This window comes from Dechloromonas hankyongensis (genome assembly GCF_022012295.1).
Classification (GTDB): Bacteria; Pseudomonadota; Gammaproteobacteria; order Burkholderiales; family Rhodocyclaceae; genus Azonexus; species Azonexus hankyongensis.
This window is the reverse complement of the sequence record NZ_JAKLTN010000002.1, coordinates 715,194-741,778: the sequence shown is the minus strand read 5'-3', so window position 1 is coordinate 741,778 and position 26,585 is coordinate 715,194. Positions and strand designations below refer to the sequence as shown.

General features: G+C 56.2%; 23 protein-coding genes. 11 read left to right on the top strand and 12 right to left on the bottom strand.

Translation table 11 applies throughout. From position 1 onward, the window contains the following. Position 1: 1 nt before the first annotated feature. The 5 genes from LZ012_RS12105 to LZ012_RS12085 all read right to left on the bottom strand — a co-directional run bounded on the left by LZ012_RS12105 (position 2) and on the right by LZ012_RS12085 (position 5,981). Positions 2-1,090: an XrtA/PEP-CTERM system-associated ATPase gene (locus LZ012_RS12105; protein WP_275711073.1), complete on the bottom strand. Its 1,089-nt coding sequence runs from the start codon at positions 1,088-1,090 to the stop codon at positions 2-4. Positions 1,091-1,096: 6 nt separating this feature from the next. Then, positions 1,097-2,788 carry a TIGR03016 family PEP-CTERM system-associated outer membrane protein gene (locus tag LZ012_RS12100; protein WP_275711072.1) on the bottom strand — a complete coding sequence of 564 codons (1,692 nt, stop codon included), beginning with the start codon at positions 2,786-2,788 and terminating at the stop codon, positions 1,097-1,099. Next, positions 2,769-3,722 (bottom strand): XrtA-associated tyrosine autokinase, encoded by a 954-nt coding sequence (locus LZ012_RS12095; protein WP_275711071.1) that lies wholly within the window; start codon positions 3,720-3,722, stop codon positions 2,769-2,771. Before LZ012_RS12095 ends, LZ012_RS12100 begins: the two co-directional genes overlap by 20 nt. Positions 3,723-3,731: 9 nt before the next feature. Continuing rightward, positions 3,732-5,291, bottom strand: a complete 1,560-nt coding sequence (locus LZ012_RS12090) for an XrtA system polysaccharide chain length determinant (RefSeq protein WP_275711070.1) — start codon at positions 5,289-5,291, stop codon at positions 3,732-3,734. A gap of 66 nt (positions 5,292-5,357) precedes the next feature. Then, complete coding sequence (locus tag LZ012_RS12085; protein WP_275711069.1) at positions 5,358-5,981, bottom strand: XrtA/PEP-CTERM system exopolysaccharide export protein; 624 nt, start codon at positions 5,979-5,981, stop codon at positions 5,358-5,360. A 294-nt stretch (positions 5,982-6,275) separates the two neighbouring features. Between LZ012_RS12085 and LZ012_RS12080 the strand changes: the two genes are divergently transcribed. The 4 genes from LZ012_RS12080 to LZ012_RS12065 all read left to right on the top strand — a co-directional run bounded on the left by LZ012_RS12080 (position 6,276) and on the right by LZ012_RS12065 (position 10,762). Continuing rightward, the gene (locus LZ012_RS12080; protein WP_275711068.1) at positions 6,276-7,505 is read left to right on the top strand and encodes an ABC transporter permease; all 1,230 of its coding nucleotides are present in this window, start codon (positions 6,276-6,278) and stop codon (positions 7,503-7,505) included. After that, positions 7,502-8,737, top strand: a complete 1,236-nt coding sequence (locus LZ012_RS12075) for an ABC transporter permease (protein WP_275711067.1) — start codon at positions 7,502-7,504, stop codon at positions 8,735-8,737. Before LZ012_RS12080 ends, LZ012_RS12075 begins: the two co-directional genes overlap by 4 nt. Positions 8,738-8,819: 82 nt before the next feature. Beyond that, positions 8,820-9,692, top strand: coding sequence for a ThiF family adenylyltransferase (locus LZ012_RS12070; protein ID WP_275711066.1), 873 nt, complete (start codon positions 8,820-8,822; stop codon positions 9,690-9,692). A 38-nt stretch (positions 9,693-9,730) separates the two neighbouring features. Next, positions 9,731-10,762 carry a PEP-CTERM sorting domain-containing protein gene (locus LZ012_RS12065; RefSeq protein WP_275711065.1) on the top strand — a complete coding sequence of 344 codons (1,032 nt, stop codon included), beginning with the start codon at positions 9,731-9,733 and terminating at the stop codon, positions 10,760-10,762. Between the two features lie 220 nt (positions 10,763-10,982). Here LZ012_RS12065 and LZ012_RS12060 read toward each other — a convergent pair whose 3' ends face one another. Both LZ012_RS12060 and LZ012_RS12055 read right to left on the bottom strand, forming a co-directional pair. After that, entirely contained in the window at positions 10,983-12,323 is a 1,341-nt protein-coding gene (locus LZ012_RS12060; RefSeq protein WP_275711064.1) for a DUF1302 family protein, read from the bottom strand. 40 nt (positions 12,324-12,363) lie between these two features. After that, positions 12,364-13,113 carry an ABC transporter ATP-binding protein gene (locus tag LZ012_RS12055; protein WP_275711063.1) on the bottom strand — a complete coding sequence of 250 codons (750 nt, stop codon included), beginning with the start codon at positions 13,111-13,113 and terminating at the stop codon, positions 12,364-12,366. A 51-nt stretch (positions 13,114-13,164) separates the two neighbouring features. On the opposite strand from LZ012_RS12055, the gene LZ012_RS12050 reads away from it, so the two are divergent. Both LZ012_RS12050 and LZ012_RS12045 read left to right on the top strand, forming a co-directional pair. Beyond that, positions 13,165-13,959, top strand: coding sequence for an outer membrane lipoprotein-sorting protein (locus LZ012_RS12050; RefSeq protein WP_275711062.1), 795 nt, complete (start codon positions 13,165-13,167; stop codon positions 13,957-13,959). 26 nt (positions 13,960-13,985) lie between these two features. Next, positions 13,986-15,428: a mannose-1-phosphate guanylyltransferase/mannose-6-phosphate isomerase gene (locus LZ012_RS12045; protein ID WP_275711061.1), complete on the top strand. Its 1,443-nt coding sequence runs from the start codon at positions 13,986-13,988 to the stop codon at positions 15,426-15,428. On the opposite strand, the gene LZ012_RS12040 is transcribed toward LZ012_RS12045, so the two are convergent. Then, positions 15,429-15,800, bottom strand: a complete 372-nt coding sequence (locus tag LZ012_RS12040) for an Mth938-like domain-containing protein (protein WP_275711060.1) — start codon at positions 15,798-15,800, stop codon at positions 15,429-15,431. Positions 15,801-15,907: 107 nt separating this feature from the next. Here LZ012_RS12040 and LZ012_RS12035 point away from each other — a divergent pair, with 107 nt between their 5' ends. The 5 genes from LZ012_RS12035 (at position 15,908) to thrC (ending at position 21,541) form a co-directional block, all read left to right on the top strand. Beyond that, positions 15,908-17,137 carry a pyridoxal phosphate-dependent aminotransferase gene (locus LZ012_RS12035; protein ID WP_275711059.1) on the top strand — a complete coding sequence of 410 codons (1,230 nt, stop codon included), beginning with the start codon at positions 15,908-15,910 and terminating at the stop codon, positions 17,135-17,137. 92 nt (positions 17,138-17,229) lie between these two features. Next, entirely contained in the window at positions 17,230-18,540 is a 1,311-nt protein-coding gene (locus LZ012_RS12030) for a homoserine dehydrogenase (RefSeq protein ID WP_275711058.1), read from the top strand. A gap of 140 nt (positions 18,541-18,680) precedes the next feature. Continuing rightward, positions 18,681-18,956, top strand: coding sequence for a DUF2249 domain-containing protein (locus LZ012_RS12025; RefSeq protein WP_275711057.1), 276 nt, complete (start codon positions 18,681-18,683; stop codon positions 18,954-18,956). Positions 18,957-18,990: 34 nt separating this feature from the next. Next, the gene (locus LZ012_RS12020; protein ID WP_275711056.1) at positions 18,991-20,082 is read left to right on the top strand and encodes a hypothetical protein; all 1,092 of its coding nucleotides are present in this window, start codon (positions 18,991-18,993) and stop codon (positions 20,080-20,082) included. A gap of 31 nt (positions 20,083-20,113) precedes the next feature. Then, complete coding sequence (gene thrC, locus LZ012_RS12015; protein ID WP_275711055.1) at positions 20,114-21,541, top strand: threonine synthase; 1,428 nt, start codon at positions 20,114-20,116, stop codon at positions 21,539-21,541. Between the two features lie 60 nt (positions 21,542-21,601). On the opposite strand, the gene LZ012_RS12010 is transcribed toward thrC, so the two are convergent. The 4 genes from LZ012_RS12010 to LZ012_RS11995 form a co-directional block, all read right to left on the bottom strand. Continuing rightward, entirely contained in the window at positions 21,602-21,739 is a 138-nt protein-coding gene (locus tag LZ012_RS12010) for a hypothetical protein (RefSeq protein WP_275711054.1), read from the bottom strand. Between the two features lie 68 nt (positions 21,740-21,807). Then, positions 21,808-22,671: a carboxylating nicotinate-nucleotide diphosphorylase gene (nadC, locus tag LZ012_RS12005; RefSeq protein WP_275711053.1), complete on the bottom strand. Its 864-nt coding sequence runs from the start codon at positions 22,669-22,671 to the stop codon at positions 21,808-21,810. A 33-nt stretch (positions 22,672-22,704) separates the two neighbouring features. Further along, positions 22,705-24,201 (bottom strand): NAD(P)H-hydrate dehydratase, encoded by a 1,497-nt coding sequence (locus LZ012_RS12000; protein WP_275711052.1) that lies wholly within the window; start codon positions 24,199-24,201, stop codon positions 22,705-22,707. A gap of 23 nt (positions 24,202-24,224) precedes the next feature. Continuing rightward, positions 24,225-26,567 (bottom strand): ATP-binding protein, encoded by a 2,343-nt coding sequence (locus LZ012_RS11995; RefSeq protein ID WP_275711051.1) that lies wholly within the window; start codon positions 26,565-26,567, stop codon positions 24,225-24,227. Between the last annotated feature and the right edge of the window lie 18 nt (positions 26,568-26,585).

Sequence of the window (26,585 nt, the reverse complement as noted above, 5' to 3'; positions counted from 1 at the left end):
GTCAAATCTCAACCTTTTCATTACTTGGTACAGCAGCGTGAATGGAGGACTTTTCAAACATTTTTTCCATCAAGCTCAAGGTAGCGCTATTTATTCTTTCTAGTTGCAACAGACTTTGTTCCAGCCGTGCAAGGCGCTCGGCAACATGCTCTGCATTGAGGACAGCCAGTAACTGTGCTGGTGATTGGTTGCTTGTGCGGGAACTCTCGTTGGAAAACCCACTGCTTGCCAATAGGCTGGTATTTCCTTGGGATGGAATAACGGTCTCTCCCCCGATGGTTTCCTCAAATATCTCGCGAGCAACTTCTTCGACATCGGAAGCATCAAAACTTCGTTGCTGATTGAGGTAACCGAAGAGCAGCAAACGATCGCATACGGAGTTAATGCGCCTGGGAATGCCACTGCTGGCCTTGAATATCGCCTCAAACGCGGAGGCTGATATGGCAGGCGTGTTCTCTTTAGCGCCTGCAAGTCGCAAGCGATGTTCGATATACGCCTGGGTTTCAGTAACGTCCAGTGGGCCGATATGGCAAGCAGCGATGACGCGTTGGCGGAACTGCATCATGTGTGGACTTTGCAATATCTGACGAAACTCCGGCTGACCAATTAAGAAGCTTTGTAGCAGCGCTTGGTTTCCATACTGAAAATTGGACAGCATGCGTAATTCTTCGACAGCACGGGCAGTCAGGTTTTGCGCTTCGTCGACTACAAGGAGGCAACGCTTGCCTTTCGTCGCCATGCTGATCAGAAAAGCTTCAAGTGACATCAAAACATCGGATTTGGCGACATCTTTTGTCCGCAGCCCAAAAGCCGCGCCAACCAGGCGAAGTGTGTCATCTGCGTCGAGTTGGGTGCTAACCAGCTGTGCAGCAACGACCTTGTCAGCGTCAAGATTTTCAAGCAATCCGCGCACTATGGTAGTTTTACCGGCACCTACCTCTCCGGTTATGACAATGAACCCCTCGTTCTGATGCATGCCGTACTCAAGATAGGCTTGGGCACGACGATGTTGCTTGCTACCAAAATAGAAATTTGGGTCGGGATTCAGCTGAAAAGGCTTGTTCGTCAAGCTAAAAAAAGATTCGTACATACAAAATCAATAGGTAATTGAAATGCTGCCCAGAACAGCATTTTCGACGTACGGGTTAGACGGGCTATCGAATTCTGTTCTCCGGACACCAACGGTCGCTGAGGTTTTGGAGCCCACTTTGGAAATGAGGTTTGCTTGGTACGTCGTAATTGAAGTCCGTAGTGTGTTATTGCCCAGTGAGTCACTATTTTGGCGGGTTGCCAGTACATTCAATGAGGACTGTTCACTTAGACGGTGGGCCAGATTGATGCTGAACCCAGTTTGTCGAATACCCGTCATATTGTTTGCAAAAAAGTCATCATTGACCGCCTGTGTTGCCAGAATGCTCTGGTTTTCATTCCGATTGACCATCAGGGTCAAGATATTGCGTGCCCCCTGCATGACAAAGGACAATTGCTGACGACGTTGAACGGTTGCACGCGAACTCAGGAAGCTGCTCGTGACCTGTGTGTTAGCCGGTATTCCATACGCCAAAAGCAGTAAATTCGTTCGCGAAGCAGCTTCCTGTGCAATTAGCACAGGGTTTCCGTTAAAACTCGGATCTTTGGCAACTTGTATCAGCGCGGTCTGATAGACAAGGTCATATATGGTGCCAACCCCTACGCTCGAAAATTGATTTGGCAGTACCGAGACGTCTCGGGTGTCGGTGTAAGTGATCGTGGTAAGAGGAAATCGGTGGCTAAAATTGATGCGGTGACCGTTCCCGAAGAAGCGCCGCTCCTTGAAAACCGAGAACTGGGTTCTTTCTGTCGGGTTCCAGTCGAATCCGTAGCCTGATGTATTGTGGGATATCTGATCGGTCGATGCGTAGTTGTTAGATTCCTGGCCACCACTGAGCGAAACGCGGAATTGCGGAACAATTTGATACGTGGCCGTTGCGTAGAGACGCTCGGCCTCAGTCTTGCGCCCGAGGCTGTACTCAGCCGTTTGCTGGCTGGCATCGACGGACCAGCGTAGGTTCTTGAAGGCCGTACCGCCACTTAACTGGCCAGACCATTCCGACAGATCGATATCAGATACATTGTTGGCACTGGCCTGGGTTGTAGACCAGTTGTAACGTAACAAATAATTGACGTCGTTTCCCAAGCGTCCGCGAATATAGGGGGAAAGCCGGTAGGTGCCCGTTTCCGTGCTGTTGCTGTTTTGATACGAGGTAGATCCGGTTTGAGTACCAAAAGCGGAAATCGCTTGCTGGGCGATGACTGCGCTGAAATCCAGATAGAACCAGTTCGATATGGCTTCTAGGGTGCCGAAGGTGTTGAGTGCGTTCTGAGTGCGGCTATAGCCTGAAGGTTCGGTGTAGTACAGGCCAATCAAGGAATAGTCGAAATATGCTTGTAGGCGAGCGGTGCGGGCATCGACGTGTATGCCGGGGGCTATCTCGGTAATCAGACCGCTGGTTTTGCGATTTTGCGAGCGGCCGACGTCGACATTGTCGCTCCAGGTTTCTCCAAGCCTGATACGAGGCTTGATGACAAACGCACGGGCTTTTTCTCCCTCTGCATTATCAAGGGACAGAGCCGAGGGCTGTCCAGTTTGTGACTGAGGTGTGTTGTCACCTGCAACAGGTGTGGTTGAAAGTGCAGATCCGGTTATTGCTTGTTGTGACCACACTGTAAGTGAATATACAGAAAAGCATGCAATGGCTAGATGGCTTTTATTCAAGAGCTTTAGAGGCTTATTTTTTTTCATTTCCATACCCATAGCCATACCCGTAGCCATATCCATAGCCGTCAGACTTTTGTACGCGGACCTGATTAAGAACCATCATTTTTACCGGACAGGATTCGATGGTTGTAATGGCCTGCTTCACTGCAGCCTGCGCAGTATTCTCTGCATTCACAACCATGACGACTTGGCCCATATGTGTCGCCAGGACGCGCGCTTCAGTTGTCAGCAGCAGCGGCGGAGAATCAAAGACAATAATACGATCACTATAGCGGCGTGCCATGTCGTCTAGCAGGCGAATCATGGTATCGCTGGCCAGAAGTTCTGTTGCCCGCGCATGTGGAGTCCCACTGGGAAGGATGGAAAGTTTTTCGATGTTTGTCTTCAACAAAACCCCTGAGATATCCAGAGAATTTTCCTCAAGCACATCAAGCAAACCTTTGGCCGCGGGAAGGCCAAGCATATTCAATACAGACGGGCGTGCAACGTCAGCGTCGACAAGCATTACCGTATTGTCGAGTTCCATGGCCATGCTGATCGCGAGATTGACTGCAGAAAAACTCTTTCCCTCGCCCGGTAGGGCGCTTGTAACCATAATCAAATTGCCGTTTGCAATAGGCGATGTTCCTTTGCCCATCGCGTTGGAGATAAGCGGACGCTTGATCACGCGGAATTCATCGGCGAGCTGACTACGGGCGGCATTAGGCGTTAGCATTCCCGCTGCCTGAATTGTTTCCAGATTCAGCGAAACTTGATTCTGATTACTGGTGGTTAACTTTCTCTCCTGCGCTTGAATGGAAGGCAGAGGTGCTGGTTGTTGAACCTTGGATGTTTCGTCGTGAAAAACCGGCTCCTTCCGCTGTTTAAGCTCGGCAGATCGCGCTACAGCCGGTTCTTCGGGGAGGTCGACTCCTGCCTGCCGGAGTTGCTCAAGGCGCTTAGCCGCTTGTTCAATAAGACTCATTGGTTTACCTCAAGTGGCTTGCCGGGACAGGAAAACTAAAATCCCAATTCCCAGACCATAAGCTGAAACCAGGCCTGCCGTGGCGATATAGAAGCGGCGAAGGCTCGAACGCTCCTTTTGGCGACGTGCTTCGTTTGAAATTAGAGAAACTGTTCCGATGACCGGGAGATCAGTGACGTCGCGAAGGGCTTTGCTATCAAAAAAGACCGGGCGTATCTGACTCGCAGCGAATGCTACAAACAGTCCTCCGGCCAAGGCGACCAGGAGTCCTATAGGAAGAAGCATGAGCCTATTGGGGGCGACAGGTTTTGAAGAGGATCGCGGTGGGTCAATCAGACGGAAGTCAGCCATGGAGCCAGCGGTGTCCAAGTCGCCGGACAACTCTGCAGAGTCACGGCGGGAAACCAGTTGCTCATAGTTTCGCTTGTCTAATTCATAGTCGCGGTTCAGTTGGGCTAATTCAGCCTCCAGCTGGGGTTGGGTTTTCATAAGCGAGGTTGTGCGCTTGTAGCGCTCCTCATATTCACTGACACGAGCGCGAAGCGATGCTGTACTTGCTTCGGCTTCGGCCAGAGAGACTTTCAATTGCTGGAATACCGGGTTGTTGCTGACTGAACTCCCGGGATTAGCCGCAGCATATTTCTTGCGTGCCACAATCTCCTGGCGCTTTTGTTCTTCGAGATCCTTGATGAGTCGCCGAGCCCCAACTACGTCAGGGTGTTGTTCGGTGTATCGCTGGAGGAGGCTGTCAAGATTTCTCTTCTGTGTATCAATTCGCCCATCGATTTCAGGGAGCGAAATACTCGAGTCTCCGCCGACTGAGTCCGGGAGCAACACAGGCTCTTCCCCGGCAATTTGCCGACGCAGCGCGTCGCGTGACTGTTCAGCTTCGCGCAATTGAAGTCTTGCATTGCTTAGTTGTGTCGTCAGATCCCCAAGGCGGTCGATGCCGCTTTTTCCTTCTGCTGCCGCGAGATCGATGTTTCTCAGTTTGAACTCTTTCAGACGATTTTCTGCATCCTCGAGTTTTTTCTCGTAGTTTCGAATTTGTTCTTCAAGAAATTTTCTGGCCGAGTCGGTATCTTGGCGCTTATCCCCCAGGCTCGATTCAATGAAAATGGACACCAGCGCCTGAACCACACGTTGTGCCTTGGCTGAATCAGGGTCACGGTAGGAGATGGTATAGAGGTTGTCGCGTCCTACGCCGACGATCTTGAGTGAGCTTGTTAAGTCCTCAATCAGAACTTCCTGCTGTGCCTTGTTTTTGATGTCCAAGTCAAGGTCGGCCATCCGGATCAGCTTTTCAATGTTGGGCCGGCTGATCAGCGTACGGCTAAGCATCATGATCTGTTGCTCAATGTTCGGTTGAACAGCCAGGCCGGACATCAGTGGGCGCAATATCGACTGGGTGTCGACGTAGATTCGGGCAGAGGCTTCGTACTGATTGGGAATGCGCAAAATCACCCCTGCCGCGAGGGCGCCGACAACCCAGGCAACAATCATCCCCAAATGTCGATGCTTCCAGGTGGCACGCAGGGTGGTGAGTGCCTGCCTAACGATTTCTTCCATCTATCAGCTCATGCAAAAGGCCGCTACTGCTATTCAGCGGTAGCGGCAGAGTTGTTCAAGGATTGATTAGAACCAGCTTTGGGGAATGACGACAACGTCACCTGGCTTCATTTCCACGTTGGCAGAAACATCTCCGTTCTTGATCAGATCTTTCAGGCGAACGTTGTACTGGGTGTTGTTTTCGGATGTACGAAGGATGGACGCGCGGTTTCCATCAGCAAAGTCGGTAATGCCGCCGACAGCGATCATGACATCAAGAATCGTCATTTTTTGCTTGTAGGCAAGAATCTGCGGTTTTGCGGCCGCGCCGACTACACGAATCTGCTCGCTGTATGGTCCAACGAACGTCGTGACAATGACTGTGACGACGGGGTCACGAATGAATTTTGACAATTCTTTCTCAATGTCACGCGCCAACGATGTTGAGTCTTTCCCCATGGCGTCAAGATCATCAATTAGCGGGGAAGATATCTTGCCGTCAGGGCGAACAGGAACGGTCATTGAGAGTTCCGGATTTCGCCAGACAACAATATTGAGACTATCGCCGGGGCCAATTTTGTAGCTGTACTCGGAAGAAGAAGCTACTTTTGGAGCGGGAGGAAGGCCGGAGCAGCCGAGGAAAGAGAGCGCTACAGCAAAAGCAGCCAGAAATTTGCATCCAGAAAACAAGGTAGAACGAATCGCAGACATTGGTAGTCCCCTTTTAATCAGATCGCAGGCTGTTCCTGCTCTACTCAATCAATTCGGCATAATCATAACGGAAACATCGGGAAAGTAGCGTTAAAGAGTTCACGCGATGCCTCGGTTTCCCGCAATGGGGTTAGGAAAGGTGCAGGAATCTCTCCTCGTAAAGTACTTAATTTGGAACGTCGTTGATCAGCAAACTGGTGAAAGTGTGCGGCCGGATATACCATTGTCGATATGGTTCGGGGGTCTCCACTGAGAGGCTAGGTAAATGTGGTCTTTGCAGAGACAGGAGAGCAATTGAGGCAGTTTTTTTCTGATCTCGTGATTGCATGGCGGAACTTGGCGCGCAATCGGCAACGGACTGCAGTCTCGATACTGACTGTGGCGAGTGGGATCGTGGCCTTCTCGTTGGCCAGTGGTTTTATTGCTTGGATCTTTGTTGACATGCGGGATTCAACAGTCCGATCTCAACTGGGCCATGTGCAAATTGTCAGGCCGGATTATTTTGAAAAAGGGGTAGCCGACCCGTACCGGTTTCTGCTTGGCGATGGACGGGAGCTGTTTCCCAAATTGGCTGGACTAAAGGGAGTTGTTAGCGTTACCCCCAGGTTGGCATTCAGTGGTTTGGCAAGCCTTGGTGATGCCACCGTATCCTTCATTGGCGAAGGCGTTTCTCCTGCGGGGGAGAGGCCTATCAGTGCGCGCATCAATATCGATGACGGTAGGGATCTGAAAGACGACAATGAGGCAGCCGTTATTCTAGGAGAGGGATTGGCTCAAAGTCTGGGGGCTAAAGTCGGGGACAAAATCGTTCTCTTGGTGACAACGGAGCAAGGTGGAGCAGGCGCTGTTGAAACTGAAGTAGTTGGTGTCTTCAATACGACGTCAAAGGAGTTTGATGATCATGCTCTCCGCTTGCCGATTCAGCGGGCGCGAACCTTGATGCGAGTCGAAGGGGCGACCGCTTGGGTCATGCTGCTGGATAGTCATCTGCTGACGCAAAAGGTAATCGAGCAACTGAAGGTGATCCTTCCGGCCAATGCATATCAGTTGGTCCCATGGTCTGCCTTGGCTGATTTCTACAATAAGACCGTCACACTTTTTACCAGCCAGATTCAGGTTGTGAAGGTCATTATTGGGTTGATCATCGTGCTTTCCATTTCGAACACCCAAACCATGAGCGTGCTGGAGCGGACGACAGAAATTGGTACCGTACTCGCTTTGGGGCAGAAGCGCAGTGTTGTCATGCGCTTTTTCATTGTTGAAGGGATCTTGATCGGCTTGTTAGGGGGCTTGATCGGAATTTCGGTCGGATGGCTGGCTGCACAAGGTATTTCGGCCATTGGTATTCCTATGCCACCTGCGCCGGGTATGGCACATGGTTTTACGGGCGCCGTATTGTTCACTCCGGAAATTGCCGTCGAATCAGTCACGTTGGCGGTTATAACGACGCTGATTGCCAGTATCCTGCCTGCCTTCCGGGCGAGCCGTCTCAATATAGTTGACGCGCTTCGGTATAACCAATGAAATCCCGCTTCCTTGAAAATCTGCTCTTTGCTCTGCGAAACGTCTTTCGACAACGAGCGAGAGCTATAGCGAATTTGTTGGCAATTGGGCTAGGGGTTGCTGGCCTGATCATTGTTGGCGGTTTTGTTCAGGATATCTTCATACAGCTGGGAGAGGCCATCATCCATGGGCAGACAGGGCATATCCAGGTTACTCGTCAAGGCTTTCAAAACGGCGGACTGCGCTCTCCAGACAAATACTTGATCGAGAATCCGGAGAAAATTCGATCTCAATTACTGGAATTTCCTGGAGTGTCTTCTGTGTTGTCCAGAATTAATTTCACGGGGACGCTGAACAACGGCAAGCGCGACTTGGGTGTGATCGGAGAAGGCGTTGAGGCAGATTTCGAAAGTGCATTAACCGGAATTTATGTGCGCTACATCAGCGGGCGTGCCTTAAGTGACAAAGATAAGTTTGGCATGGTTGTCGGCCAGGGAGTGGCCAAGTCGCTCAATGTTGAGCCAGGTGATCGTATCGCGTTGGTGGTCAGTCTGGCTGAAGGGGCGATCAATACATTGGATTTCGAAATCGTCGGCGTTTTTCAGACTTTTTCGAAAGATTTCGATGCTCGTGCTGTAAGGATTACATTGCCGGCTGCTAGGGAACTCATGGCTACTGAGGCTGTGCATAAGCTGGTTATGGTGCTGAATCAAACTTCGGAGAGTGGATTGGTTGCCGAGAAAGTTAGAAAAAAGCTTGGCGGCAACGGTAGCGAGGTCACGCTGTGGCACGATCTGTCGGACTTTTACTCAAAAACAATCGATCTTTATGATCGTCAATTCGGCGTTCTCCGCCTGATTATTCTCATGATGGTTCTCCTGTCTGTGGCCAATACCATAAACATGACACTATTTGAGCGAACTCGAGAGTTCGGAACTGTTATGGCAATTGGGGGGCGCCCATCCTCAATATTCAATCAGATCATGACGGAAGGGGTTCTGGTGGGAGGGTGTGGAGCTATTCTTGGTATGTTGTTAGGGGTCTCTGCGGCTTGGGGTATCTCGGCAATCGGTATTCCCATGCCTCCGCCTCCCAACGCGAATCTCGGCTATACGGCTTATATTCGTGTCGATCCTCCGTCGGTCTTGCTTGCTGGACTGATCGGTTGGTTGGCTACTGTATTAGCGTCTATCTTGCCAGCTCACCGGGCTTCGAGGCTATCGATTGTCGATGCGTTAAGGCATGGGCTCTGACAATCGATAGCTATCCCCGTTCGCTGTTCGGAAGATCAGTGACAGGAGGGGTTACTGTCCAACAATTAATCAAGGGGGTTCCATGACTGATAGTTCTCGGTTTTCGTACGATGTGGCGTTCTCGCGAAATATTGGATGGGTAACCGATGATGAGCAGGGTAGGCTTCGCAATTGCCGTGTAGCAGTTGGTGGCCTTGGTGGGGTGGGGGGGAGTCACTTGTTGACGCTTGCCCGTCTAGGGATAGGCGCATTTTCAATCACCGATCTGGATACTTTTGATTGGCCGAATCTGAATCGACAGGCGGGGGCGCTGGCATCCACTATTGGACTGCCCAAACTTGATGTCATGGCAGAGCAGGTGCGGGGTATCAATCCCGATTGTGATCTTCGGCTGTTGCCAACCGGTTTGAATACCGAGAACGTCGATCATTTCCTTGATGGAGTGGATCTCTATATGGATAGCTTGGATATCTTCTCGCTGGACATTCGTCGCAAGGTTTTTGCGCGATGCCATGAGAAAGGTATTCCGGCGATTACCGCTGCTCCAATGGGGCTAGGTACCGCTTTGCTCGTTTTTAGTCCGGACGGTATGAGTTTTGAAGAGTATTTCGCTTTGGAAGGATATGAGTTCGAGGATCAGATCCTCAAATTCATCGTCGGTGTTTCTCCCTCCATGTTGCAGCGGCACTATTTGCTTAATAGGACATCAGTCAATCTGTTCAAACGCAAGGTGCCGTCCACCGCGATGGGCATTGAACTGGCTGCGGGGGTGGCCTGTTCTGCTGCTTTGAAGGTGTTGTTAGGTAGAGGGGGTGTGCGCTACGCGCCAAGGGGGTTGCATTTCGATGCCTATCAAAATCGTCTGGTCAAGACTTGGCGTCCGTTCGGGAACAAAAATCCAATCCAGCAACTGATGTTTCGATATATCCGCAGTCTGCTGAGAAAGAATGCCTAGAGGGTTCGTCTAGAGTGCACTATTTATTTGCATTTGGAATGTCGGAAAACTTTACACGGGGCGAGGCGTTAAAAAATATTTCCTTTGTTTTTCAGTTGCTTGCCATTCTGGCATGGTGCCTGCTTAAGCTCTTGCGTGGCAAATGGTTTTGCCTGGCGTTTAAACGGATTCAGTCCTTACTGGAGAGCAAAATGAAAAACACTTTTAAACTTAAGGCGCTTTGTGCTGCTCTTGCAGTGAGCGCTGCAACAGCCGCTTCCGCTTCCCAGATTTATCTGGATGTGGGTGCAAATTTCACTGGCTTAAATCAGACGGGGAAGGTCAACTCGACGAGTACTGGTATCAAGAACGAGATTCTTTATACCTATCAGTCGACGACCTTTATTACGGACGTTGATGGTAACGGTATCGATGCGGGCGACTTGGTTTCGACGAGTATTGGCCTGTTTGGTACCAATGAGCTAGTCAATAACTTTGCAACTGGCTTTACGCCAGGGCAAGCTTTTGGTACCGCCTCCAACAACGGTTATGGAAATGACTGGATGATCAGCTTCAGGGGTGAAAACCTGCTTGGCGTGGTCGGTGGTCTCAATGGCGATATCCCTCTGCTGTCGTATGCGGCTGGTGGTCTGATCAAGATGCTGCTGACCACTGATGGCAGCAATTTCAATAACTTCATGAACCTGTTGATCGGTGGCGGTGGCGCGACTGGCGTCGGTACCGTTCTATTCGGCATCCCCGACTTTACCGGTGTTGATGGGGGCTTCAATAACCTCATTCATGCTGCCAATGGCATCAATTGTGGTGGTGCTACCGGTTTCCAGGCGCTGGCTACTTGCAACCCGTCACCGCTCAAAGTGACTTGGGTCGCCAGCCAAGACACCAACGTGACCCTCAGTCAGTTCTCTGTTGCAGGTGTCGATGCTAATGGCAACACGATCTATCAGGTTAGCACCAACCATGACGGTAGCCTGCGCTTCGATATCCCTGAGCCGTCGATGCTGCTCCTGATGGGGGGCGCTCTGCTGGGTCTGGGGCTCTCTAGCCGTCGTCGCGCCAAGCAAGCCTAAACGGGCTTAGCTGCGAGCTGAATTAAAAAGAGGGAGCGTTATGCTCCCTCTTTTTTGTTTGTAATCTGCCAAACTGAGCTGAAATCTCTTAATAAAGAAATCAGTGGTTAAAAATGTGCTCAATGAGACTGTGCGCCTGGGTTAGGATGGCTTGCGGTGGCGTGCGATGCTTTGTTGGTGGCTTTAATTAGGTAACGTTACCGAACCCCAAGCCGCACCATTAGAAGCTGTAACGTACTTCCGAATAAACTCGGTCCTGTTGGTCGTAACGACCGAACATCCCTTGCGGGGGGCCATTGAAGATGTCAGCACCTAGAAGTACGCGCCAGTTACGCTGAAAGTTCCAAGTCAGACGTGGGCGGAAAAGCCAGTCGGTGCGGTTGAGGCTGGAAATAAACAGGGCTTGCGCCTCCCAGTCATTAAAAAACTTCTTGTTGAGCAGCAGGCTATAGCCGTTCTCCCGCTTATCTGAGACATTGTTCGGGTCGTAGCTGAAGAACTGGCGTTGAAATACTTGGGCATTCAATCGGGTATCGGCTGGCAGTGTGAAGTCCAGGCCTGCAGCCCAATCGAATGTGTTCTGTCTGACCACGCCATCGCTATCGGCAAAATTCAATGTGGTGAAACTGCGTCCTGACGTGTATACGCCTTCCGCCTTGAATACGATATCGCCGAGGTCCTTGGAGATCGTGCCGCCTGTTTGATGGATACGGTCATGTCTGGCTTGGTATACGAAAGTGTTGGTAGGTGCTTCGAACTGCCGATAGAAGGTCTGTCCGACATCGCTGCTTCTATAGTAAAAACCCGAGATATCCCATCCGTTCTTCAGGGTCGATAGGCGCAGCCCATAATTCATGTTGTCTGCATCGCGCTCAGGGCGCATTTCTGCAAGATAGCGGGTGTTAAAGCCAGGCGGAACGGGCTGATAAGGATAGAACTCTGCGCCGGGTTTGCCGACATTGTCGTAGCTGGCGACCGGAACCCATAACAGTTCGGCGTGGATGTCATCTCCGAAATATTCTGCGCGCACTGCCCACTGCGGAATTCGCATCTGGTCGAATTCCGGCAGGATGAATTCACGCATATCACGGGCTGAAACAACGTCTGCGAAGAAGAGCCCGACCATTTCGCCCCAGACGACATGTTGCTTGCCAATACGAAAATCAAGATTGCCGGTGCTGTAGTCGACGTAGTTTTCACGCAGGTCTACGTTATGTCGCTGGTTTCTGACGACCTCAGGTGAGTAGAAGTCGTTGATGCCATAAACGAAGTCATAGTCAAGCCTGACACCCAATTTCCATTTGAGGCTGTCATTCAGTTTGCCTGAGTTGCCTAGTTCGGTGCGTGCGCGAAGTTTCGACCAGTGATCCGGGTCTGCAGTTGTGCGGGCTGCCTCGAATTGAATGAAGCCCTTGATTCCTGAACCGCGTTGTGGCGATGTACGTTCTGCTTTTGGAATGTCGTCGCCGAACAGTGCATCGCGGCCTAGTAGATCATCTTCTGCTGCTGTGGCGCCAAGCGCAATGCAGCATGCTGCAATAGTGGTAAGGCGGGGGATCATATGATGTCTATTCGCAGGGTTCTTGTTTTTGTGGGTGGGTTTATTCGTTTTCTGATTCCGGCAGGGTGCGAACACGAGCTAGATTCCAGCTTTTGTCTGTTTCGTTGCGTACCCCAAAGGCAGTGATGTAACCATCTTCCATCTGGACAAGGCGGTCGGCGCGGTCGATGACCTTCTGGTCGTGTGTCGAAAATATGAAGGTTGTCTTCAGTCGACGGTTTATCTGCTTCATTAGGCTGAGGATTTCGCGACCGGTCGCTTTGTCCAGATTGGCAGTAGGCTCGTCAGCGAGCACGATACTTGGCTTTATGGCCAGCGCCCGCGCAATGGCTACGCGTTGCCTTTGGCCGCCGCTCAACTGGTTTGGGCGGTGGTTTGCAAATTTTCCCAGTCCTACAATATCCAGGAAGTAGTTGACGCGTGCCTTTCGTTCGTCAGGGGAGATGTCTGCACGCCGTAGTAGAGGATATTCTACGTTTTCAGCAGCTGATAGAACCGGGAGAAGATTGAAGGTTTGAAAGACAAAGCCGATTGATCGTGCGCGCAAATCAGCTAGTTCGTTAGCTGACTTCTCCGAAACATCATCTTCGTTTATGAATATCTTGCCGCGCGTTGGTTTATCAATGCATCCGATCAGGTTGAGCAACGTGGTCTTGCCACTTCCTGAAGGGCCGGATATAGCGAGGAAGACTCCGGCATCAATTGACCATGTAATATCATGTAATGCTTGGACAGTCTGTTCGCCAAGCTGATAGTCTTTATAGACGTGTTCGATGCGGACGACGCTCATGATTGTTTGCCGCCGTCTGCGATAGTATCGAAATAGTGCGGGAGAAATCTCATGATGATTACTGGCTGTATTCGGAAGGGCAAAAACGTCTTTGCTTGGGCAGCGTATATCTGTTTTTCAGTCCTTGGGGCAGCTGCGTTTGCTGAGGAAAATACCCAAACTAACGCGGACGAAGCTCTCGGTCGCAGTATAGTTGAAAAGGCAGACAAGGTTCGGTTCCCGGCTGAAGGTTTTCAAGTTGACGTTGTAATAAACTCTACGCGTCCGGACAAAGATTCTGATGTTCGAAAATATCGCGTACTGTCCAAGGGAAATGACAACGCGGTGGTTATGATTACCGAACCCGCATCCGAGCGGGGGCAAATAATTTTAATGAAGGGACGAGACCTTTGGGTGTTTATGCCTGAGGTTTCCCAGCCTGTCAGAATTTCTCTGGCGCAGCGCCTGACGGGGCAGGTGGCGAATGGCGATCTGGCGCGGGCGAATTTTGCCGGTGACTACAATCCGAAAGTCCTAAGAACCGAAACTGTCGGAAATGAAAAGTACTTGGTACTTGAGCTGAATGCAATCGATCGTAGCGTGACATATCAGCGCGTCATGTACTGGGTGAACGAAAAATCCGGATGGCCTTTGAAGGCCGAATTTTATTCGCTGTCCAATCGCCTGATGAAAAAGTGCAGCTATGAAAATTTTCAGACTTTAGCAGGGCGGGTGCGTCCTACAAGGTTGGTTATGGAAGATGCACTGCGTCCGGGTGAAAAATCTGTGCTTGAGTATAGCGAAATGAAATTACGTGACCTTCCGGACAAGATATTTACCAAAGAATATCTTAAAAAAATGGATTAAATTTTAATTGTAATGCATTGAATTAAATGATCAATAAAATTACACCGGTTGTTCTTTCAGGTGGCTCCGGTACGCGCTTGTGGCCGCTGTCCCGCGAAAAATACCCGAAGCAACTGTTGCCCTTGGTCGGCGACAACACGATGCTCCAGGAAACGGTCGCTCGCCTCGATGGTATTGCGGATTTGGCTGACCCATTCCTGGTCTGTAACGAAGAGCATCGCTTTGCCGTGGCCGAGCAGTTGCGTTTATTGGGCAAGCGAGGCCAGATTTTGCTCGAGCCCTTCGGACGCAATACAGCACCGGCGCTGACATTGGCGGCGCTGTGGGCGCAGCGGGGTGGCGATGATCCCGTTCTGGTGGTCATGCCGGCTGACCATGTGATTCTTGAGGGTGAGGTGTTCCGCGGTGCCGTGACGCGTGCGGTCGGGCTTGCCGAGCAGGGGCTGGCGGTCACCTTCGGTATTACGCCGGATTGTCCGGAAACCGGATATGGCTACATCCAGCGCGGAGAGCGGATTGCGCCTGACGATGCCGCCTATTCCCTCGCGCGTTTTGTCGAGAAGCCGGACCGGGATACGGCGCAAGCTTATCTGGATGCCGGCGATTACCTGTGGAATAGCGGTATTTTCGTGATGAAGGCATCGACCTGGCTGTCAGCACTGACGCTGTGCCGGCCGGATATCCTCGCCGCCTGCACGAAGGCATTGGCGGCGGTCAGTCAGGATGGAGACTTTGTCCGCATTGATCGCGCCGAGTTCGAGAAATGCCCTTCGGATTCGATCGACTATGCGGTCATGGAACGTCTGTCGACAGGGCAGGACGGTTTGCCCAAGTCTGCAGTCATTCCCTTGTCGGCGGGTTGGTCCGATGTGGGCGCCTGGGATGCCTTGTGGAAGGTGCTGCCCAAGTGCGAGGCGGGCAATGCGACTCGGGGCGATGTCCTGCTCGAGTCTTGCCGCAATACGCTGGCTGTTTCGGAAAGCCGCCTAGTGACCTGTATCGGCTTGAGCGATGTGGTCGTGGTCGAAACCAACGATGCAGTGCTGGTGGCGCGCCACGATGCGACGCAGGACGTTAAAAAGATTGTCGATCGCCTGAAGGCGGAAAAGCGCTCGGTTGCGCAGTGGCACCGCAAGGTGCATCGCCCCTGGGGTTGGTACGACGGCGTCGATGCGGGCGAGCGTTTCCAGGTCAAACGCATTTGTGTGAAGCCCGGGGCGTCGCTGTCGCTGCAGATGCATCACCATCGCGCCGAGCACTGGATCGTGGTGACCGGAACGGCCAAAGTCACGAAGGGTGACGAGACTTTCCTTGTTACGGAAAACCAGTCGACTTACATTCCGCTCGGAACCAGGCACCGCCTGGAAAATCCCGGAATCGTGCCGCTGGAAATGATAGAGGTGCAGTCCGGCAGCTATCTGGGCGAAGACGACATCGTGCGCTTCGAGGATACCTACGGGCGCAGCTGATCAATCGAAGAGCAGGGCCGCGGCAACCTTGCGGCCCTCGGCAGCCAGAATGTTGTAGGTGCGGCAGGCGGCTGCCAAGTCCATAACGTCGAGGCCGATACCGGCATTGGCGAAAGGACGGAGCAGGGTGCCTGAGGGGAAGCGCAGGCGGCCGCCGGTGCCGAGCAGGATGATCTCGGTGCCGAGTCCGGTCAGTTTTTCCATGTCAGCTTCTGTCAGCGTTGCAACCGTGGCTGCGGTCCACTCCTGAATGATCGATTCGGGCTGCAGGATCAGGTTGCTGAAGTATTTTTCCTGATTGACGGCAACGAAATCATCACCGTAGGCGGTGAAAAGATTGAGGTCGGCGGTGTTGGAGGTGTGGAGTTTCACGGCGTGATCCTTCCTGAAATACCGCCTAAATTGCGGTGCACCATATGAAAAGGTAGGATTATACCTTTGGCCTTAATGGCCTATACGCCGCCCGCCGGAACCATCGCATGAAACACGTCAAGAAATCCGCCAAACTCGCCAACGTCTGCTACGACATCCGCGGCCCCGTGCTGCAGAAAGCCAAGCAGATGGAGGAAGAGGGCCACAAGATCATCAAGCTGAACATCGGCAACCTGGCCGCGTTCGGTTTCGATTCGCCCGAAGAAATCCAGCAGGATATGATCCGCAACCTGCCCAATGCGGCTGGTTACACGGATTCGAAGGGCATCTTCGCGGCGCGCAAGGCGATCATGCACTACACCCAGCAAAAGGGCATCAAGGGCGTGACGCTGGACGACATCTATGTCGGCAACGGCGTTTCCGAACTGATCGTCATGGCGATGAACGCCCTGCTCGATGCCGGTGACGAAGTCCTGGTGCCAGCGCCGGATTATCCGCTGTGGACGGCGGCGATCAGCCTGTCCGGCGGCACGCCGAAGCATTACCTGTGCGACGAAAGCAAGGGCTGGTTGCCGGATCTCGACGATATCCGCAGCAAGATCAACGCCCATACCAAAGCGATCGTGCTGATCAACCCGAACAATCCGACCGGCGCGCTGTATCCGGACGACCTGCTGTGCGAAATCATCGATATCGCCCGCCAGCATCACCTGACCATCTACGCCGACGAGGTGTACGACAAGGTGCTGTACGAGGGTGCCAAGCACACGTCGATCGCCTCGCTGGCCGAAGACGTGCTGATGATCACCTTCAACGGCCTGTCGAAGAATTACCGCTCCTGCGGCTACCGGGCCGGCTGGATGGTGGTTTCCGGCGACAAGCGCCACGCCAAGGACTACATCGAGGGCCTCGATATGCTGGCCTCGATGCGCCTGTGTGCCAATGCGCCGGGTCAGCACGGCATCCAGACCGCGCTGGGCGGTTACCAGAGCATCGATGACCTGATCAAGGACGGCGGTCGCCTGCGTCGCCAGCGCGATATCGCGCACGAGCTGATCACGGCTATCCCGGGCGTCTCCTGCGTCAAGCCGAAGGCGGCGCTGTACATGTTCCCGAAACTTGATCCGAAGATTTACCCGATCAAGAACGACCAGCAATTCATTTCCGAACTGCTGCAGGAGGAAAAGGTGCTGCTGGTTCAGGGCACGGGCTTCAACTGGCCGCATCCGGATCACTTCCGCCTGGTTTTCCTGCCGCACGAGGACGATCTGCGCGAGGCCATTGCCCGTATCGCCCGCTTCCTCGAAAACTATCGCAAGCGTCACGGCACCAACTAGCTATTAGCGGTTAGGGGCTTGAGCTGTTAGCAAAAGGCCGCCCCCGACTTTCGACCACTCGATCCTAAATCCTAAGCAACTCGATCCTAAAAATGAAACCTATCAATGTTGGCCTTATCGGCATCGGCACCGTCGGCGGTGGCACCTGGACCGTTCTGAATCGCAACGCGGAAGAAATCACCCGTCGCGCTGGCCGCCCGATTCGCATTACGGCCGTGGCCGACAAGAATGTGGAACTGGCCAAGCAGGTGACCGGTGGTATGGCTCGCGTCACTGACGATGCCTTCTCGCTGGTCAACGATCCGGAAATCGACATCATCGTCGAGCTGATCGGCGGCTACGGTGTGGCCAAGGAAGTGGTCATGCTGTCCATCGCCAACGGCAAGCATGTCGTCACCGCCAACAAGGCGCTGCTCGCCGTGCATGGAACGGAAATCTTCACCGCCGCCCAGCAGAAGGGCGTCATGGTCGCCTTTGAAGCTGCCGTGGCCGGTGGCATTCCGATCATCAAGGCGCTGCGCGAAGGCCTGACCGCCAACCGCATCGAATGGGCGGCCGGCATCATCAACGGCACGACCAATTTCATCCTGTCTGAAATGCGCGACAAGGGCCTGTCCTTCGACGACGTGCTGAAGGAAGCCCAGCGTCTGGGCTACGCCGAAGCCGATCCCACCTTCGACATCGAAGGCGTCGATGCCGCGCACAAGGCCACGCTGATCGCTTCCATCGCCTACGGTATCCCGGTCCAGTTCGACAAGGCTTACGTCGAAGGCATCACCAAGCTGGAAGCTTCCGACATCAAGTACGCTGAACAGCTCGGCTACCGCATCAAGCTGCTCGGCATCGCCAAGCGTCGCGAGAAGGGCATCGAACTGCGCGTGCATCCGACCCTGATTCCGGCCAAGCGCCTGATCGCCAACGTCGAAGGCGCCATGAACGCCGTCGTCGTCAAGGGCGATGCCGTTGGCGCTACGCTGTACTACGGCAAGGGCGCCGGCGCCGAGCCGACGGCATCGGCCGTCATCGCCGACCTGGTCGACGTCACCCGCCTGGCCACCGCCGATGCCGAACATCGCGTGCCGCACCTGGCTTTCCAGCCGGATGCCATGTCCAGCCTGCCGGTCCTGCCGATGAGTGAGGTCGAGACCGGTTACTACCTGCGTCTGCGTGTCGAGGACAAGCCGGGCGTGCTGGCCGACATCACCCGCATCCTGGCCGATCAGGGCATCTCCATCGATGCGCTGCTGCAACGCGAGCCGGAAGAGGGCGAGGGCGAAACCGACATCATCATCCTGACCCACGTCTGCAAGGAAAGCGCTGCCGATGCGGCGATTGCCAAGATCGAAGGCCTGTCGGCGCAGAAGGGCAAGGTCAAGCGTATTCGCCTGGAAGAACTGCAGTAAATAGCTGTTTGGAATGGTTTTTCGACGGGGGCCTTGGCCCCCGTTTTTGTAGGGGCTTGCCGAGATGCATCAAGGAAACGGACGAAACATCGTCGCACAATGAGGCTTCCTTGTTGTTCGATTCCTTTCCCGGAGATTGTATGCAAACCATTCGCCCCGTCCATTCCTGCGACCACCCGACCGCCGAAGCGCTCTATCCGTTCGACGCCCGCGGCATCGCCAAGCGTTTTCGCCACGCCGCCATCTTCGGCGCCCTGGATGCCCTGATGCCGGGCGAAACCATGCGTTTCTGCAATGACCATGACCCGCTGCCGCTGCTCGCCCAATTGCAACAGCGCTACGGCCAGCACCTGAGCATCGAGTACCAGCAGCGCGAGCCGGGCGCCATCGTGATCGACTTCAAAGTCGTCGGCTGAGTTGATCACCACAGCGAGCCTCAGCCTCCTTGCATTGATTGCCAGCGCAGCGCTGGCGTTGAGCGGCTGGGGTTCGCCACTGGCGGTAGCGCATCTGGTGTTTGCCGTCGGCATCGTGCCCTTGATTTTTGCGGCAATGATGCATTTTGTGCCGGTACTCACCCGAACCGGCGACATCGGTCTGCGCATGGCCCGTCTGCCCACCGTGGCGCAGAGCGTCGGCCTGGTCGCCGTCAGCGGCATGCAGGGCTGGCTTCCCTACGGGATGGTTTATTTCGCAGCGGTCTGCGATCTGCTCGCCGCTGGCATCTTGCTCAACTGGATCGCCTCCCGGGTCAGGAAGACGCTGGGTAGTCCGCATCCCGGCTGGCGCTGGTACGGCGTGGCTATCGGCTGCCTGATCCTCGCCTTGGGCAGCATCCTGCTCATACCCTTCTGGCCTTCCTATTGGCGCGCCTTGCGGGTGTTTCACCTGCATCTCAATACGCTCGGCCTGGTTGGTCTCGCGGCACTGGGTACCTTGCCGGTGCTGTTGCCGACGGCACTCGGCAAGCCGGATCCGGAGGCGGCCAGCTGGTTGCGGCGCCGTTTGTGGCTGGTGGCTTCGGGCGCGCTGCTCATAGCCACCGGCGCAGTCATCGCTTGGCCGTTCGCGGCGCCGGGCGCTGCCCTGGTCCTGGTCGCCACGCTGGGTCTGGTCGGGCAATGGGTGCGGCGCTTCGGGATCACGCCCCTGCTGCGTGATGGTGCAGCCGCTTCGTTGTTGTGCGCAGTGCTCGGCTTGTTGGTGGCGCTGGTCGCCGGCTTGCTGCACGGGGCCGGCATGTTGCCGACGCGCCCGTCGCTGCTCGCCTGGGGCGCCGGCTTCCTGCTGCCGCTGGTGACCGGGGCGCTGAGTCAGTTGCTGCCGGTCTGGCGCTGGCCGGGGCCGGTTACCCCGGAACGGCTCTCGATGCGGCAAAAGCTGGCCGTGACCGGGGCGGTGCGCGGCGGTCTTTTCGTCGGTGCGGCATTCGCCCTGCTGGCGGGTAGGCCACTGCTGGGGGGCGGCATGGTCATGGCCGGATTGGCTCTCTTTGTCATTGCGCTGGCGCAAGCCGTGCGCGTGCAGCGTCCAACGCGGTAAAATCGCGGTTTTCGCTCTTCAGGTTTTCGCCATGCGCTATATCTCGACTCGCGGCAACGCCGCGCCCCAGGCTTTCTGCGACATCCTTCTCGGCGGCCTGGCCCCGGATGGCGGCCTTTACCTGCCGGAAATCTACCCGCAAATCACCCGTGCCGAACTCGATGCCTGGCGCCAGCTGTCGTATGCCGACCTGGCCTACGAAATCCTGTCCAAGTTCATTACCGACATTCCGGCGGTCGATCTGAAGGCGCTGGTCGCCAAGACCTACACCGCGCAGGTTTATTGTCATACCCGCAACGGTGGCGACGCCGCCCAGATCACGCCGCTGACCAAGCTGGAAGATGGCCTGTACACGCAGGAACTGTCCAATGGCCCGACCCTGGCCTTCAAGGACATGGCCATGCAGTTGCTCGGCAACCTGTTCGAATACGTGCTCGACAAGCGCGGCGAGGCGATCAACATTCTCGGCGCCACCTCGGGCGATACCGGGTCGGCGGCCGAGTACGCCATGCGCGGCAAGCACAACGTCAAGGTCTTCATGCTGTCGCCGGACGGCAAGATGAGCGCCTTCCAGCGCGCCCAGATGTATTCGCTGCAGGATGAAAATATCTTCAACATTGCCGTGACCGGCATGTTCGACGACGCGCAGGACATCGTGAAGGCGGTTTCCAACGACGCCGCTTTCAAGGCCAAGAACAAGATCGGCGCGGTCAATTCGATCAACTGGGCTCGTGTCGCGGCGCAGATCGTCTATTACTTCCAGGGCTACTTCCTGGCGACCCAAAGCAACGACGAGCAGGTGGCGTTCACTGTGCCGTCCGGTAACTTCGGCAATATCTGCGCCGGCCACATCGCTCGCCAGATGGGCCTGCCGATCGCCCGCCTGGTGCTGGCCACCAACGAGAACGACGTGCTCGATGAGTTCTTCCGTACTGGCGTCTATCGTCCGCGGACCTCGGTCGAAACCAGCGTGACGTCCAGCCCGTCGATGGATATCTCCAAGGCGTCCAATTTCGAGCGTTTCGTCTTCGATCTGGTCGGCCGCGATCCGGCCGTCGTGCGCGAGCTGTGGGCCAAGGTCGACAAGGGCGAAGCTTTCGACCTGTCGGCCACGGCGCATTGGGCGAAGATGCCGCAATTCGCCTTCGTGTCGGGCAAGAGCACGCACAACGACCGTATCAAGACCATCCGCTTCGCCCAGGGACGCTACAACGTGATGCTCGACACCCATACTGCCGATGGCCTGAAGGTGGCGCTGGAAAACCGTTTGCCGGGTGTGCCGATGGTCGTGCTGGAAACCGCACAGCCGGCCAAGTTCGAGGAAACCATCCGTGAAGCGCTGGGAACCGAACCGGTGCGTCCGGCCGACCTGAAGGGTATCGAGAACCTGCCGCAACGCGTGGTCGTGATGGCACCGGATGTCACAGCTATCAAGCAGTTCGTGGTCGACCACCTCTGAGTCTGGACCACGTAGGGATGCAGCGGCCGATCAGTTTTGATCGGCCGTTTTTGCGTCAGGCTACAGGTAAATGACGGCGGGGAAGACGGCCACGGCCAGGACCAGGACCAGCCATTCAAGATTGTGGCGGGCGAGGAAACCCGTGAAGTGCAGGATCAGAATCGTAATCGCGACGACGTAGAACAGCGCGAAGAGCATTTGGATTTCCCCGAGTTTTTGTAATTGACCGTATGCCGGGCAATTATGGCGACAAATGCCGGAAAAGCCTAGCCGATGAAGCGCATCGACAGATCGAGTGCCTTCACGTCCTTGGTCAGTGCGCCGACGGAGATCCGATCTACGCCGGTTTCGGCGATGCCGCGTATGGTCTCCAGCGTGACATTGCCGGACGCTTCGAGGATGGCGCGGCCGGCATTGATGCGTGAAGCTTCGCGCATCATGTCCAGGCTGAAGTTGTCGAGCAGGATCATCGTGGCGCCAGCGGTCAGCGCCTGGTTCAACTCATCCAGGCTCTCGACTTCGATCTGGATGAATTTGCAGCGTTCCTGCGCTTGCCCGGCGACATCTTTGGCGGCCGTCATGGCTTGGGCGATGCCGCCGGCGGCGTGGATATGGTTTTCCTTGATCAGGATGGCATCCCACAGCGCCAGACGGTGGTTGCCGCCGCCGCCGGCGCGGACGGCGTACTTCTGGGCAATGCGCAGGCCGGGCAGGGTCTTGCGGGTGTCCACCACCTGCGCCTTGGTGCCGGCGATGGCGTCGGCGTAGATGCGCGCCTTGCTGGCCACGGCGGAGAGCAGTTGCAGGAAATTCAGCGCGCTGCGCTCGGCGGTGAGCAGGGCGCGGCCGTTGCCGTCGATTTCGCACAGCAGCTGGTTTGGGGCGATGCGGTCGCCGTCGCTGCCATGCCAGGTGACCGTCGCCGTCGGGTCGCAGCGGCGCACGCATTCGTCGAACCAGGCCGTGCCGCACAGCACGCCCGCTTCACGGGAAATCACGGTGGCCTTGACCTGGCGTTCACCGGGAACCAGGCTGGCGGTCAGGTCGCCGGCCCCGACATCCTCGGTCAGGGCTGCTTCAACGTTGCGGGAAATTTCAGCGGCAAGCGGGTAATCGAATTCGATGGTCATTTCAGAAGGCAGGCTGCAGTGGAGGCAAGCATTCTACAGTGTGGCGCGATCGCCGACCCAGGCATTGAAGCAGCGGCGGGCGGCGTCGATGATTTCCCCTGCCGTCATGCCGACCGGGCCGATGCCGCCGGCAACCAGCCGATCAGCCGCTGCACCGTGAAGATGGACGCCAGCCATCAGGGCAGTTTCCGGCGGCCAGTCCTGAGCGAGCAGGGCGACGATCAGGCCGCTCAGGACGTCTCCGGTACCCGCCGTCGCCATGCCCGGGTTGCCGGTGGTGTTGATGCACCAGCGACCGTCGGCGGTGGCGATCACCGTGCCGCAGCCTTTGAGGGCCACGTGGCTGCGATAGCGCTCGGCCAGTTCGCAGGCGGCCTTGATCCGGTCGTTCTGCACGTCGCGCACCGAGCAATTGAGCAGGCGTGCGGCCTCGGCCGGGTGCGGGGTCAGGATGGCCGGGGCGAAACGGTTGTATAGGTTGCCCTCCAGCCGGCCATCTTCAGCCAGCAGATTGAGGGCGTCGGCGTCGAGCACCAGTTGCACCGGGGCCTTGAGCGCTTGCTCGAGCAGGCGGGCGGCCTCGGCGGAGCGGCCGAGGCCGGGACCGCAGGCCAGGGCCTGCAGATCGGTTTGCAGCAGGCTGTCGGCACGGCGCACCATCAGTTCGGGTTGTAGCAAGTCGACCGACGGGGCTTCCGGGTCGAGCATGCCGAGATAGACGCGGCCGGCACCCAGCTTCAATGCCGCACGCCCAGCCAGCAAGGCGGCACCGACCATCGACTTGGCACCGCCCAGGATGCCGGCGTTGCCGAAGCTGCCCTTGTGGGTGTTCTGGCGCCGGGCGTTCAGGCGGCCTGAAAAGTCGTCGAGGCTGATCAGATGGCCGTCTGCCTCGGTTTTCGTGGCGATGTCGAGGTCGAGCGGGCTGATCCGGATTTCGCCGCAGCAGTCGGGGCCGTCGGCGGTGTACAGACCCGGCTTGGCGCCGATGAAGCTGATGGTGTGCGTCGCGTTGATGGTTGGCGAATGGGCAGTTCCCGTTTCCGCATTGAGGCCGGACGGGCAGTCTAGTGCGAGCAGCGGACAGGTATCGCGCTCGGCAAGGCGATTGGCGGTGGCGATCATCGCCGCATAGCCGCCTTCCGGCGGCCGGGTTAGGCCGATGCCGAACAGGCCATCGACGATCAGCGACCAGGGGTGTTCCTCCGGAACGCTCGGGACGGTTTGAGCACCGGCCGCGATAAGGCGCTGGTAGGCAGTGGTTGCATCGGGAGGCAGTTTGTCCGGAGCACCGGGAAAAACCACACAGACGTCGAAAAAGCGTTCGTGCAGCAGGCGAGCCACTTCAAAGGCATCGCCGCCATTGTTGCCGGGGCCGGCCAGGATCAGGACGGGCTGGTTCTTTTCACCGGCCAGCAGGGCTGCCCAATCCGCTGCGGCGACGCCGGCGCGCTGCATCAGGCCATCGGCGGCGTGGCGCAATTCGATACGGCGCAAGCTGTCGTTCCGATACAGGGGCAGGGACGTCATGGCGGTTTGGGCGCTATCGGCTTTCATTGGTGGATTTCGGTCAATGTCTGGTGCTGCTGGCCACTGTCGTCATGGGACAACGTTGCGACGGACGGGGAAACTGCAACGTAGGGCAGTCTGACTTCGAAGCAACTGCCCTGGCCGGGTGTGCTGTCCACGGAAATGCTGCCGCCCATCAGTTCGACCAGCCGTGCGGTGATGGCCAGGCCCAGGCCGGTGCCGCCGAAGCGTCGAGTGGTCGAACTGTCGCCTTGCTCGAACGGGTGGAAAATGCTGTCCCGCTGTTCTGCGGGGATGCCGATACCGGTGTCGATGACGCGAAAGACCAGTTGTTGTCCGGCGAACTTTGCTTCTAGGCTCACCGAGCCCTGTTCGGTGAACTTGACGGCATTGGACAGCAGGTTGAGCAGGATCTGGCGCAGGCGAAGCGCGTCGCTGCGGCAGGTGGGGGGCAGATCGTCGGCCGTGATCAGGGCAAGGGGCAGTTTCTTGGCATCCGCCCGTTCCTGCATCAATTCCAGCGATTCCGAGAGAACGGCCGCCAGATCGACCGGCGCCGATTCGATTTTCAGCATCCCGGCTTCCATTTTCGAGAAGTCGAGGATGTCATTGATGATGCCGAGGAGCAGGTTGCCGGAATGGAGAATCTTGTCGAATGTTCGGTGCGCCTTGCTGTCGTCGTCGGTATTCCGTTTGCCGATATGGGCCAGGCCGAGCATGCCATGTAGCGGGGTACGGATTTCATGGCTCATGTTGGCCAGGAATTCGCTCTTGACGCCGGCCAGGCGCTCGGCCTCGGCGCGGGCGGCCTCGAGGTCGGCGGTTCTGATCTCGACCAGATGCTCCAGATGGTCGCGATACTGCTCCAGTTCGGCGGCCATTGCCTTGCGTTCGGAAATGTCGGTAATGAAGCCGTGCCAGAAGGTTTCACCGGCCCCGACCCGCTCCGGTTGGGCGGTGATCATCAGCCATCGGCTTTGGCCGTCCGGTAGAACGATCCGGTAGTCGGCGTTCCACGGCTCCAGCGTCCTGGCCGATTCGTTCCGGCTGGCCAGGAAGGCCTCGCGGTCGTCGGCATGCATCGTATCGAGCAGCAGGCTGGCGTTCCCTTCGGCTTCTTCCGGAGCAATGCCGTAAATTTCCCGGATGCCTTCGCTGACAAAAGGAAAATCGCTGCGCCCATCGGCATGCAGGCGATACTGGAAAAGCATGCCGGGAACGAAGGAGACGATGTGGCGCAAGCGCCGGTTGGCGGTATGTTCGGCCGCGCGTGACTCTTCGTCGATGATGGTGGCCTGCAGGCCGTTGAAGGCTTCGGTGAGCAGGCCGATTTCATCCGGGCGGACGACGGGCAGCGCCTGCCGCGGAATCACCCCCTCGCGCATGTTGCGCAGCAGGGTCGAGGCCTCGGACAGCGGACGCAGTTGCAGATGCAGCCACCACCAGCTGATCAGCGTGGCGACCAGGGTCAGGACCAGCGAGACAACGATCAGATGGCGCTCCATGGCCTCGATCGGGGCGAAGGCTTCGTCGACCGGGAGGACCGACTGCATCAGCCAGCCGGTCGTCGGGATGCGCCGGCTGGAGGACATTTCGACTACGCCGCGCGAGCTTTTGGCGATGCCCGATCCTTCGTAGCCATCGATATAGCGGTCATACACCGGATTAACGCCGCGCGCCGGCCCGGATTTCATGACGCGCCGCTTGTCCGACGAGGCGACGTAGAGGCGACCAACCGGGGCGGTAACCAGAAAGTCACCGGTATTGCCGTATTTGGCGAGACCGATTTCGTCGAGGAAATTGGATTGGGCGAGATTGGTGACACCGATGACCAGACCGATGGTGTGCTGGTTGTCGTCAATGATGGGAACGACCATGGTGAATACCGGCAAGCCGCTGTTCGGGCTGATGACCGGGTCGGGTAGCTGGACATCCCCGGTGCTCAGCGCCTTGGCGATGAAATCGTATTCCTTGTAGTTGGTGCCGGTTCGGTGCAGATCGGTAGGCACGCTGGCGATGGCCGTGCCGGTGCTGTCGGTGACGATGATTCCCCAGTTGAAGATGCGGCCGGGAATCTTGCGTTCCTCGATCAGCCGCTGGGTGGCGGCCGGGAAGGCGAGAACGCCGCTGGTCAGGCTCTCAGCCAGGGATTCGGCAATGCTCAGGCGCTCGACGATGGAGCGGTCGATTTCCTTGGCGATCAGCGATACCGTGGAATATTGCTGGGCCGAAATGGCCGCTTCCATGTCGCGGCGCAAGGACTGGCTGAGGGAATATTCCGCCACCCACAGGATGCCGAGGACGACAACCAACATGCCGGCCGCGATACGGGTTTGCAGTGAGCGCCAGTTGGGCAATCCGAACATTCTTCTCAATGGCTCCGG